We start from the raw sequence: 9,451 nt of genomic DNA, 5'->3' as shown, positions 1-9,451 counted from the left end.
GGGGGTGTGACGGGGAGGACAAATATCCACTGATCGCCATGTTGCTGGACGCCGGGCCGGGCGCAAACTCCCGCGGTAATAATCGGCCCGCGGACCCCCGGTTTTTGTCACGCAAGGAAATAACGCGTCATATTCGGCGGGAACCCTCGGTAAATCGCCGCTGAGTGTGTAGGGACGCGGGGAGTGATCACCCCTGTTAACATGACAGGGTCCCCGTTTATCCCGCCCCTCCCGGAAGGCAGGCCCGCATGAGCGCCCCCTTTATCAAAATCTGTGGCCTGCAAACCGCGGAGACCGTGCGGGTCGCCGTGGACTCCGGGGCCGATGCCGTGGGTTTTGTTTTTGCCCCGGGCAGCCCGCGCACGGTGAGTGCCGAGCGGGCCGCCGAATTGGGCGCCGAGGTGGACCCGGGCGTGGAAACCGTGGGGGTATTCCGCAATCAGGACATCTCCGAGGTGCTGAACATCGCCCGCCGGGCCGCGCTGACCACCGTGCAGCTGCATGGCAACGAGACCGTCTCCGATCTGGAGCGCGTGGAGGGGGAGGGCTTCCGCACGATGCGTGCCTTGTCAGCGCCCGCCTATGCGGCGCTCGCCGCGGGGGAGCGCCGGGCCTGGGAGGGCCGCCGACTCCTGCTGGACGCGGTGGAACCCGGGGCCGGCGAGGTCTTTGATGCCGCGGTGCTCGGCGGCGAATTGCCGCGCGGTTTTTGGCTGCTCGCGGGCGGGCTGAACCCCGGGAACGTCGCGGGCCTCATCGCGGCCCTCGGCCCCGCGGGCGTGGATGTATCCAGCGGCGTGGAATCCAGCCGCGGCGTGAAGGACCCCGGGCTGATCCGCGCGTTTATCGCGGCCGCGCGCGGGGCCTCCACCCCCTAGCCCACGCCCGGCTGGATATTCCCGGGCACGCTCACTCGGAGACAGGCTGAGACGTGAGGCCCCGGAGTACTGCATCGAGTCCGGCGAGCCCGCTGGAGGCGGCGATATCCTCGCCGAGGGCGCGGCTGCGGGCGGCATAGCCGGGATCGGCGAGCACCCGGCGCACCGCCGCACCCACCGCCTCGGGGGTGGGCCTATTGGTGCGCAGATTCACCCCCACGCCGGACCACTGCACGCGGGCGGTGACCTCGGCCTTATCCTCGGTCATACCCGCGACCACGAGCGGGACCCCGTGTTCCAGCGCATAGTGCACACCCCCATAACCACCATTGCTCACATATACATCGGTGAGGGGCAGGAGCCGGTCGAAGGGTAAATATTCGGCCGCACGCACATTGGCGGGAAGCGGGGAGGGCAGGGTGGACAGCGCGCGCCCGCCCGTGGATACCACCACCAGCACATCGTCCGCGGCTAGCGCGGCCATCGTGGGTGCGATCAGCTCGTCATAATCGGCGTTTGCGATGGTGCCCTGGCTCACGTGTACCACCGGGCGCGAGCCGTCCAGCTCGGACCACCACTCGGGGACCTCCGCGTCACTCCGAGTGACGCGGGACATGGGGCCCACAAAGTGCACGGTCTTGGGGAGATCGCTGCGCGGATATTCAAATCCGGGCACCGTGAACTGCACGATTGCGTCGGCCCGCGATGCCCCGGTCATAAAAAACCCGTCGAGTTTTGTGCCCGTGGCATCCAGCATGATTTTTTCGGCCTGGCGCTGTACGCCGCCGAAGATGACCTTTTTGGTCAGGACCCCGAGTGCCGCGTTGCGCATCCGGCCGAGGGCCCCGGGGCGGGGAAGCCCGCCGAGCCCAAAGGGGGCGGTATCCACGCTCTCCACGCCGAGGGGGATGATCCCGAGGCTCAGGATGGCGGGGCGTTCCGCGCGGGGGCGCGCGAGGAGCCCCACCGCGCCGATAAACATATTCTCGATCAGGATGGCGTCCACCGGTTCCCGCGCGATCGCCTCGTCCACCGCGCGAATCTGCGCGGGCGCGGGGTTCAGGAAGATATTGCCGACGTCCCAGCGGATCCCGGCGACCCCGGACTTTCCCACCCGGCCCGGGAATGAGGCGTTCATATCGCGGTCGTCATAATCGGCCTCGGCGGGCAGCGGAAGAAACTCCGCACCGGTGGCGCGCACGGCATCGGCATAGCGGTGGCCGGTCAGGAAGCGTACCCGGTGGCCCTGCCGGGCGAGGTGGCGGGAGACGGCAAGAAGCGGGGTGACATGGCCGTGCACGGGGGTGCTACAGATCAGGATCGAGTTCATGGGGCCCTTTGGGGTATCGGGACAGGGTAGTCTGGCCCGAGGAAAGTATTCACTACCCCCGGAGGCAAGTCAATATGACGGGCGAAAAATCCAACCCCAATAATCGCCGCTATCACTCCGAGTTGCGCGCGAGTCAGGCCGCGCAGACTCGGCGGCGAATCCTGGACGCGGCGGCCACAAGATTTGCCTCCGCAGGGTATGCCGGAACGGCGCTGGCCGATATTGCGCGCGATGCCGGGGTCTCGATCGAGACGGTGAAGCTCGGCGGCCCCAAGCGGAGCCTGCTGCTGGCGGCGTTTGAGCAGAGCTTTGCCGGGAGTGAGGGCCTGGACTCGCTCGCCGATCACGATCCGGTGGCCCACATCACCGCCGCCGCTGATAATAAAACCTATCTCGCGGGCATCGTGCGCTTTGTGGCCGCATCAAATAGCCGCAGCAGCCGGCTCTGGTCGGCGCTCATTGCGGCGGCGGCCGCGGATGATGCGCTGGGGGTGGCGCTCGCCGAGCTTCAGGCCCGGCGCCACGCCGATACGCTGATATTGGTGGATGAGCTGCGTCGCCGCGGCCTGCTTAGGGGGGAGGCCCCGCGCGGGCGCTGCGCGGATGCCGTATCGTTCCTGCTCTCACCCGAGGGATATAACCAGCTTGTGCACGGCGCGGGCTGGAGTCGGGAGGAATACGAGGCGTGGCTGAGGCGCTCGATACCGCTTCTCGCGGGGCCGGCCGCCGCGGGGGACTAAGCGGGCGCTTCAGGCCCGGAAAAACACAACGACGACACGGTAGTCCGTGTCGTCGTTATATTTTATTGCCACTTCAGTGCCCCCGGAGGGATTCGAACCCCCGACCTGCGGTACCGGAAACCGACGCTCTATCCCCTGAGCTACGGAGGCGCACCAGAGAAAGAATAGCACCAATTGGCGGCGGTCCGCGCCGCCGTGCCGGTGTGCATCCGCGTCCCGGGCGTGGCGGATACGACGCGGATGCCGGATGGCCCGGGAAGCCGTTAGAGCCGAACCCGTGGCCGGGGAGCTACGCGGCCTTGAGGCGCGCGACGGCGGGGGTGGAGAGGGGCTCGATCTCGCCGGGCTCGATCAGCGGGAAGTCCTGGGACTCGATGACCATCCAAAAATTGCCCACGAAGATCTGGGCCTCGCCGGCCTCGGCCTTGCTCTCGAGCGTGGCCGAACCAAAATAGCCCTCGTCCGGGGTGAGCGTATAGGTGGGGACCTGGTGCAGGCTCAGCGCGGCGGCGTTTTTCAGGTCGGTGAGCTCGGCATCCTCAAGATGGGCCACCGCCACGTTTACGGTGTTTTTGGTCTCGGGGTTCTGCCACTGGCAGCTCAGGCCGCCGATATTGGCGATGGTCGCGGCGGTGCTGCCCGCGGGCTGGCTCGGGTGTGATACCGGGGTGAGCGCCGGGTTATAGGCGGCGATATCCGCGGGGGTGAGCAGCTCATCGCACGTGAAGAGCACCGAGGAGCTCTCCAGCGCGGGGGTGCTCGGCGAGGGCTCGGCCGAGGGATCGCCGCTATGTGCGGGAGCGGACGTGGGAGCCTTGCTCGACGCGGTGGGGCTGGCGGAGCTTTCGGGGGCCGGGCTGGAACAGCCGGCCAAGACGATAATGCCCGCTCCGAGTACGGCCAATGCGGACAGGGTGCGCGGTGCGCGGGCAAGCAGACGGGTCACGTTCGGTGTTCCTTTCAGGGCAGACACCCTCGACGTTAGCAACTTCACCCGGAGTTTGCCGACCCGGCGACGCCCTATCGAGGGTATTCACGGCTGTACACTGGATCGGTGACCCCTGATGACCTCGCCCTCGCCCTGTTCAATATTGTTGTGCCGCTGGCCGACGCCCACCGAGAGGGCGCATCCGCGGATATCGCCCGCGAAGACATCACCCTGGAGCGACCTAAGAACCGCGATCACGGTGACTGGGCCTCCAACCTCGCCATGAAACTCGGCAAGCGCCTGGGCATGAACCCGCGCGACCTGGCCACCGCCGTGGTCGCCGAACTGCCCGCAATCGACGGCGTCGCCTCGGCCGAGGTGGCCGGGCCCGGCTTTATTAATATCCGCCTGGATGCCGCCGCCGCGGGAGCGCTGGCCCGCACCATCGTGGACGCCGATGTGGCCTATGGCCGCGGCGATAGCCTGAGCGGCGAGTCCATCAACCTCGAGTTTGTCTCCGCCAACCCCACCGGTCCGCTGCATATCGGCCATACCCGCTGGGCCGCACTCGGAGACTCCCTCGCCCGCGTACTCGGTGCCGCCGGTGCCCGCGTGCAGAGCGAGTACTACATCAACGATGCCGGAAACCAGATGGATAATTTTGGGGCGTCCATCCTCGCCGCGCTGCGCGGCGAGCCCACCCCCGAGAACGGCTATCCGGGACAGTACATCACCGACCTCGCCGAGCGCGTGCGCGCCGAGGTGCCCGATATCCTCGACCGCGCGGACGCCCTGGACGTGGCCCGCGAGACCGGCTACGTGCTGCAGTTGGCCGATATCCGGGTATCGCTGGAAAAATTCAACGTGCACTTCGACGAGTGGTTCAGCGAGCGCACCCTGCACGCCGCGGGCCCGGGTGGCGAGCCCAGCGCGATCGATGCCTCGATCGACCGCCTGCGCGCCCAGGGTCACGTCTATGACCTCGACGATGCCGTATGGGTGCGCACCACCGATTTTGGCGACGATAAGGATCGGGTGATCCGCCGCGGCAACGGCATCTATACCTATTTTGCCGCCGATGCCGCCTATTACCTGAATAAGGGCGACCGCGGATTCCAGCATAAAATCTACCTGCTGGGCGCCGATCACCACGGCTATGTCCACCGCCTGAAGGCCGTGGCCGGGGCCGCGGGCGATGATCCCGAGCGCGATATCGAGGTGCTGATTGGCCAGCTCGTGAGCATCAACGGTGCCCGCCTGTCCAAGCGTGCCGGCAATATTATTGAGCTTGACGACCTGCGCGAGTGGATCGGCACCGATGCGCTGCGCTATTCGCTGGCCCGCTATCCCGCCGATTCGCCGCTCGCCCTCGACCCCGAGCTGCTGCGCAAGCGCACCAATGACAACCCGGTGTTTTATGTGCAGTACGCGCATGCGCGCACCCGCTCGGTGGCCCGCAATGCTGCCGAGGCCGGCGTGGACCGCTCCGCGTTTGCCCCCGAGTTGCTCGCCCACGAGAGCGAGTCCGCGCTGCTCGGCGCGCTCCAGGAGTTCCCGCGCATCGTGGCCCAGTCGGCCACGCTGCGCGAGCCGCACCGCGTGGCCCGCTATCTGGAAGAGGTCGCCGGTCTGTATCACCGCTGGTATGACGCATGCCGCGTGCTGCCCCTCGGCGAGGAGGAGATCACCGATCTGCAGCGCACCCGCCTCTGGCTGAACGATGCCACCGGCGTGGTCCTGCGCAATGGCCTGGACCTGCTGGGAGTTTCCGCGCCGGACCGGATGTAGCCATTCCCCTGACTCATGCCGCGCGATAGGATCGCGGCATGAGTCAGGAACAAAGCGATCTCACGCCCAATCAGCTGCTCTTTGCGCGCCTGAACGAGGCGCGCATCGAACAGGAGTCCGGCGGCGGGAAAAAACCGCGCAGCGCCGGTCGCCGCTGGGCCATCGCCGGAATCGTGACCGTCGTGATCGGCGGCGTGCTTTTTGGCGGCCTGATCCTGGCCAATAACCTCACCCGCGGCGTGGCCGAGGACGCCATCCGCTCCGTGGCCGCCTCGGGGGGCACGGGCTTTAAGGGCGATATCGACGTGACAATCGCGGGGGACTGGCCGCTATTTCAATTCCTCTCGGGCTCCCTGGAATCGGTGCACGTCACCTCGGATAACGCCGTGGTGGGCGGCACCCCGATGAAGCTGGATATCACCGCCAGCGATGTGCCCGTGGATCGCTCCAAACCCGCCGGTGCCGTGACGATGCTGACTACGCTGGATCAGCACACCTTCGACGAGATGGATAAATCCCCCACACCCACCGGCAAGCTGAGCCTCGGCGACGGCGTCTTCCACTACGGCGATAGCATCGCGGGCCCGTTTGGCATCGTCTTCTCCGCGGATATTTCCGCCACCCCCAGCGTGCAGGGCACCAGCCTGCTCCTCACCCCGGCCTCGGCCACCGTGAGCGCCTCAAGCGTGGGCATCGATGTGACCCCGGTGGTGGACGCCCTCCTCGGCCGCGAACCCGTGAATATCTGCCTCGCCGATCGGATGCCCGAGGGCGCCGAGCTGCAGGCCATCGCCGTGACACCCGAGGCGGCCACGCTCACCGTGCACATGAGGGACGTTGTCCTGAACACCGATCTGCTGCGCAACCGCGGCACCTGTTAGCGCCGTGGTTCGGGTGCGCATCGCGGCGGTGGTCCTGCTGCTGCTCGCCCCAACCCTGCTGCTGATGCTGCTGGGGGCGCTGTGGCTGCCCGGGCTGCCCGCGCAGATCCCCGCGCAATGGAACGCGGAGGATATCCGCAGCCTGGTGCCCACCGTGCCCTATTTTTTGCTGGTGCTTGCGCTTGCGCTCGGCGCGGCGATTTTTGGCCTGGTGAGCCTGGGCCCGGGCGGGGTCGAGACCCGGCGCGCGGTCTGCCTGGTATCGGGCAGCCTCGCGGCGTTCGCCTCCGCGGCGTGGATCGCGAGTGCCTCTGTATCCCGGCACGGCATTACGGAGGGCGCGGGCGGCTGGGCGCTGCTGATGGTTCTCTACGGCCTGATTCCGCTCGCCGTGGTGCCGCTGCCGCCGCGGCCCGATCCCTATGCCCGGGGCGAGGCCGCGGTCTAGGCCTCGCCCCAGCGATACTCCAGCTCGGGCCTGCCCGGGGTGCCATAGCGCGGCTCGCGCTGCACGCGCCGCTCCGCGGTAAGAAACTCCAGATAGCGACGCGCGGTGATCCGGGAGATGCCGAGGGCCGCCGTGACCTCCGCGGCCGAGAGCGCGCGTCCAGCATCGCGCAGCAGATCCTCGACCCCGGCGAGGGTATCGGGGGAGACCCCCTTGGGCAGCACCCGCTCGGGCACGCTACCGCGCAGCGAATCCAGCGCACGATCCACATCCGCCTGGTTAATCGTGCCCGTGTCCGGCGCGGCCGCGGGCGCGTCCCGCCGCCGGGCGCGATACACCTCCAGGCGCTCGCGAAACATCAGCTGGGTAAAGGGCTTAATCAGGTAGTGCACCACGCCGAGGGCGATGGCAGCGCGCACCACGGGGGCCTCCCGGGCCGCGGTCACCGCAATAATATCGGGCCGCCGCCCCGCCTCCCGGATGCGCCGGGCCAGCTCGATCCCGTGGGTATCGGGCAGATGAATATCCAGCAGGATCAGGTCCACGGCCACCCCCGGGTGCGCCAGGAGTCCCAGCGCCTCGGCACCGCTATGGGCGATGCCGGCCAGGATAAACCCCGGCAGCTCGCCCAGATACTCGGCATGGGCGAGCGCCACGAGCGGATCGTCCTCGATAATCAACACCCGAATATCAGTCATTTTTTATGTCCTCCGGGCGGCGCACCACCACGATAAAACGCGCACCCGCGCCGGTGACCGGGGAATCCTCGGCCTCCAGGGTGCCGCCGAGCCGCCGCACCGCGCGCGCCACGAGGGCCAGGCCGATACCGCCACCCACCGCCTTGGTACTAAACCCGCGCTGGGTCAGATCCGCGAGCGCCGCACCGCGCAGGCCGGGCCCGCTATCAAGCACCGCGATGCTCAGCTCCGCCGGGCCCGCGATGATCTCCACCTCGATCCAGCGCTCGGCGGTCTCGGGCATCCGGGCCAACGCCTCCAGGGCGTTATCAATCAGGTTGCCCAGCACCGAGAGCGTATCCATCGGGCCCAGAAAATAGCCCTCATCGGCCCCGTCAAAAACGATGCTGAGTTCGATCCCACGCTCGGAGGCCTCCGCGGCCTTCCCCAGCAGCAGGGCCGCGAGTGTCGGATCGGCCGAGGCATCGATCACGCTATCGGCCAGGCGCTGGCTCGCGCGCAGCTCACCCGTGGCGAGCGGCACAACCTCCGCCGAGCGGCCCATCTCCACCAGCGTGATGATGGTGTGCAGGCGGTTGGCATAGTCATGGGACTGCGAGCGCAGCGCGGTGGCGAGCGCCCGCGCGCCCTCGAGCTCGCCGCTGAGCCGCCGCAGCTCGGTATGATCGCGCACGATTGTCACCGTACCCAGCTGGACCGTTGCGGGCCGAGGGTGGGCGATCTCCTCGGCCTCCAGCCCCGGATGCGCGCGCAGCCACGGCGCGGGCTCGTCCACGCGGCCCAGGGCGGGATGCTGGGTGACCAGCAGCACCCGCTCCTCGGTGAAGATAATCTGATCGCTCACGCTGCGCCCCGAGCGCATGATCTCGCCCAGCTCGCTGGGCAGCGCGGGCTCGTGCGGGGCCGCGGGATCGGGCTCGGGCAGCCCCAGCAGGCGCGCCGCCTCGTGGTTATAGAGCACGATCCGGCCATCGGGGGCGGTCAGCAGCATCCCCTCCCGGGCCGAGCGCAGCGCCGCATCATAAAAGGCATAGATTTGGCCCAGCTGCTCGGGGCCCTGGCCCAGGGTGACCCGGTTCAGATAGCGCTGCACCGCCCAGGTGGCGAGGCCACCCAGCAGCGCGAGGATCGCGGCGATCAGCCCGGTGGCCAGGATCCGGGAATTGGCCGTCTCGGTGAGCGTGCGGGTGGTGGTACCGGCGGATACCATCCCCACCACGCCGCCCTCCGCGGAAAATACCGGCACCACCGCGCGCACCGAGGGGCCCAGCGTGCCGGTGAAGGTTTCGGTCTGCGCGCTGCCGCGTACCGCGCGATCGGTATTCCCGATGAACTCGGCGCCGATGCGCGCGGGATCGCGGTGGGTCAGCCGGGTGCGGTCGGGGGTCATGATCGTCACAAAATCGGCCGGCGCGGCGTCCATCAGCGCCTCCGCATAGGGCTGGAGGAGCGCCGATTCGGCCGCGAATTCGGTGGGGGCGAGCCGCAGCGCCTCCTCCACAAAGGGGTTTTTGGCCACGGCCGTGGCGAGCGTGAGCATCCGCGCGGTGGCCTCCTCGCGCACCCGGGTCTGCTCGTCCAGCGCCAGCACCGCGGAGATCACCGCGGTCAGGAACAGGATCACCGCAAACTGGCCGACAAAAAATCTTCGGGCTATGCTCCATCGCCTCATGTCTCCCATGATCGCACCGATGGGGGCCGGGCGCGCACCGGCATAAACAGTATGAACAGAACACCCCTTCGGGGGCCGGGCGGTTCCA

Annotated in this window: 9 protein-coding genes and 1 tRNA gene; 5 read left to right on the top strand and 5 right to left on the bottom strand. The window is 68.1% G+C overall.

Going from position 1 to position 9,451, the window contains the following annotated elements:
- Positions 1 to 248 precede the first annotated feature (248 nt).
- Complete coding sequence (locus KXZ72_RS05795; protein WP_226082883.1) at positions 249 to 878, top strand: phosphoribosylanthranilate isomerase; 630 nt, start codon at positions 249 to 251, stop codon at positions 876 to 878.
- 31 nt (positions 879 to 909) lie between these two features.
- Here KXZ72_RS05795 and KXZ72_RS05790 read toward each other — a convergent pair whose 3' ends face one another.
- Positions 910 to 2,208, bottom strand: a complete 1,299-nt coding sequence (locus KXZ72_RS05790; protein ID WP_226082882.1) for a glycosyltransferase — start codon at positions 2,206 to 2,208, stop codon at positions 910 to 912.
- 74 nt (positions 2,209 to 2,282) lie between these two features.
- Here KXZ72_RS05790 and KXZ72_RS05785 point away from each other — a divergent pair, with 74 nt between their 5' ends.
- Complete coding sequence (locus KXZ72_RS05785; protein ID WP_226082881.1) at positions 2,283 to 2,948, top strand: TetR/AcrR family transcriptional regulator; 666 nt, start codon at positions 2,283 to 2,285, stop codon at positions 2,946 to 2,948.
- A gap of 77 nt (positions 2,949 to 3,025) precedes the next feature.
- Here KXZ72_RS05785 and KXZ72_RS05780 read toward each other — a convergent pair.
- A tRNA-Arg gene (locus KXZ72_RS05780) sits at positions 3,026 to 3,098 on the bottom strand.
- A gap of 139 nt (positions 3,099 to 3,237) precedes the next feature.
- Positions 3,238 to 3,894, bottom strand: a complete 657-nt coding sequence (locus KXZ72_RS05775) for a hypothetical protein (RefSeq protein ID WP_226082880.1) — start codon at positions 3,892 to 3,894, stop codon at positions 3,238 to 3,240.
- 108 nt (positions 3,895 to 4,002) lie between these two features.
- Between KXZ72_RS05775 and argS the strand changes: the two genes are divergently transcribed.
- From argS to KXZ72_RS05760, 3 genes are read left to right on the top strand one after another with little or no spacing between them, the layout of a single operon-like run.
- Positions 4,003 to 5,664, top strand: coding sequence for an arginine--tRNA ligase (argS, locus tag KXZ72_RS05770; protein WP_226082879.1), 1,662 nt, complete (start codon positions 4,003 to 4,005; stop codon positions 5,662 to 5,664).
- A 38-nt stretch (positions 5,665 to 5,702) separates the two neighbouring features.
- Positions 5,703 to 6,545 (top strand): LmeA family phospholipid-binding protein, encoded by an 843-nt coding sequence (locus KXZ72_RS05765; RefSeq protein WP_226082878.1) that lies wholly within the window; start codon positions 5,703 to 5,705, stop codon positions 6,543 to 6,545.
- Positions 6,546 to 6,549: 4 nt separating this feature from the next.
- Positions 6,550 to 6,993: a hypothetical protein gene (locus tag KXZ72_RS05760; RefSeq protein ID WP_226082876.1), complete on the top strand. Its 444-nt coding sequence runs from the start codon at positions 6,550 to 6,552 to the stop codon at positions 6,991 to 6,993.
- Here the strand turns inward: KXZ72_RS05760 and KXZ72_RS05755 are convergent.
- Together KXZ72_RS05755 and KXZ72_RS05750 are read right to left on the bottom strand one after the other, a co-directional pair.
- Complete coding sequence (locus tag KXZ72_RS05755; protein ID WP_226082874.1) at positions 6,990 to 7,691, bottom strand: response regulator; 702 nt, start codon at positions 7,689 to 7,691, stop codon at positions 6,990 to 6,992. The genes KXZ72_RS05760 and KXZ72_RS05755 overlap by 4 nt on opposite strands.
- On the bottom strand, positions 7,684 to 9,363 hold the full coding sequence (locus KXZ72_RS05750) for a sensor histidine kinase (protein ID WP_226082869.1): 1,680 nt from the start codon (positions 9,361 to 9,363) through the stop codon (positions 7,684 to 7,686). The genes KXZ72_RS05755 and KXZ72_RS05750 overlap by 8 nt, the downstream gene beginning before the upstream one ends.
- Positions 9,364 to 9,451 lie beyond the last annotated feature (88 nt).

The sequence above is a fragment of the Mycetocola spongiae genome (assembly GCF_020424085.1).
In the GTDB taxonomy this organism is placed as follows: domain Bacteria; phylum Actinomycetota; class Actinomycetes; order Actinomycetales; family Microbacteriaceae; genus Mycetocola; species Mycetocola spongiae.
This window is presented reverse-complemented; position numbering and strand designations above follow the sequence as displayed.

Coding starts and splice junctions, on each gene's coding strand:
- KXZ72_RS05785 (WP_226082881.1), top strand. CDS start 2,283: ATGACGGGCGAAAAATCCAACCCCAATAATCGCCGCTATCACTCCGAG.
- KXZ72_RS05765 (WP_226082878.1), top strand. CDS start 5,703: ATGAGTCAGGAACAAAGCGATCTCACGCCCAATCAGCTGCTCTTTGCG.
- KXZ72_RS05750 (WP_226082869.1), bottom strand. CDS start 9,363: ATGAGGCGATGGAGCATAGCCCGAAGATTTTTTGTCGGCCAGTTTGCG.
- KXZ72_RS05755 (WP_226082874.1), bottom strand. CDS start 7,691: ATGACTGATATTCGGGTGTTGATTATCGAGGACGATCCGCTCGTGGCG.
- KXZ72_RS05790 (WP_226082882.1), bottom strand. CDS start 2,208: ATGAACTCGATCCTGATCTGTAGCACCCCCGTGCACGGCCATGTCACC.
- KXZ72_RS05795 (WP_226082883.1), top strand. CDS start 249: ATGAGCGCCCCCTTTATCAAAATCTGTGGCCTGCAAACCGCGGAGACC.